Annotated in this window: 2 protein-coding genes; both read left to right on the forward strand. The window is 55.8% G+C overall.

Features of this window, described 5'->3' with window-relative positions; genetic code table 11:
* Nucleotides 1–266 (forward strand): hypothetical protein (locus J0X15_RS19995; protein ID WP_206944751.1); only part of this gene is annotated, 266 nt, incomplete at its 5' end.
* 69 nt (nucleotides 267–335) lie between these two features.
* Complete coding sequence (locus J0X15_RS20000; protein WP_206944753.1) at nucleotides 336–1,292, forward strand: DMT family transporter; 957 nt, start codon at nucleotides 336–338, stop codon at nucleotides 1,290–1,292.
* Nucleotides 1,293–1,463 lie beyond the last annotated feature (171 nt).

Below are 1,463 nucleotides of genomic sequence, written 5' to 3' on the forward strand. Positions count from 1 at the left end.
TTGCGCAACAAGTGATCTCTGGGGACAAGCTGATCGAGCGTCACAATCTCGAGCGCTGTCTGGGAAGGGCCGGGCTGCTTCAACATCAAAACAGTGAATCAAAAAAAAACCGGCAAACGCCAGGGGTTTGTCAGCAGTCTGGCGGATCAAACGATCCGCCTTTTTCTTTGGGCTGCCGTGAAGCAAGATCCTGCTTAGCGGGAAAAGAACTTGACCACCTCTGGCTAAATCGCCAGCGTGGTAAGGAACGAAGCACTTGCGGATGAAGAGCCTGGCCCAGGCACCGGATCCTGGAACGCTTCAACAGCCATCAAATCATCAGCAGCAATTCATTCATGTCTTCACGTATTTTCTCACCGGTCTTCGGTATCGGCTCCGCTCTCTCTGGATTTGCCCTCTATGCAACCCATGATGCCCTCACCAAGCACCTGGGTGTGACCTATTCGGTCTTCCAGATCATTTTCTTCGCCATGCTGTTCGCCTTCGTCCCGATGGCCATCATGATGCTGGTGGACAAGTCGGAGAAGAATTTCCGGCCTCGCCATCCCTGGCTGGTGATGATCCGCACCGCTTCGTCACTGGTGGCTTTGTCCTGCGGCTTCTATTCCTTCACGGTGCTTCCGCTGGCGGAAGTCTACTCGCTGCTTTTCGCAGCACCGTTGCTGATCACCATTTTCGCCATCCCAATTCTGGGAGAGGTGGTCCGGATCCAGAGATGGGCAGCTGTCATCGTCGGCATGATCGGCGTCATGATCGTTTTGCGTCCAGGTGTCAGTGAACTGTCCTTTGGCCATATGACTGCCCTCACCTCGGCCTGTGCCAATGCGCTCGGATCGGTGATTGTTCGCAAGGTTGGTGCGGAAGAGCGTTCAGCCGTTCTAATTATCTATCCGATGATCCTGGCGATGGTCGTGATGGGCGCCCTGTTACCTGGGGTCTATGTGCCCCTGCAGCTGCCGGATATGGGCATGATGGCTGCCATCGGGCTGCTTTCTGTCGTGGCGCAATTATGCGTCATCACAGGCTATAGATCCGCCCCTGCCGGGGTCATTGCTCCCATGCAGTACAGTCAAATCCTCTGGGCAGCGCTGTTCGGCTACCTGTTCTTTCAGGAAACACCTGACATCTACGTCGGTCTCGGGTCCGGCCTGATTATCGCCTCCGGCCTGTTTCTGGTCTGGCGGGAAAGCCGGACGGCGGTTTCCAACCGCAATCCTGTCTCACGCACCTTCCTCACCCGCTTCGCTCTCGCTTCCAACGTGATGCGCAAATCGGAACGATCTAGCGAGTGAAACAGTGATCTGTTCAGCCAGCGCTGTGGCACAAAAAAGGGGCGCGTTGCGCCCCTCAGACTGCTGACAAACCTCTGGCGTTTGCCGGGGGTTTTTGATTCACTGTTTTGATGTTGAAGCAGCCCGGCCCTTCCCAGACAGCGCTCGAGATTGTGACGCTCGATCAGCTTG

The sequence above is a fragment of the Roseibium limicola genome (assembly GCF_017313085.1).
GTDB lineage: Bacteria > Pseudomonadota > Alphaproteobacteria > Rhizobiales > Stappiaceae > Roseibium > Roseibium limicola.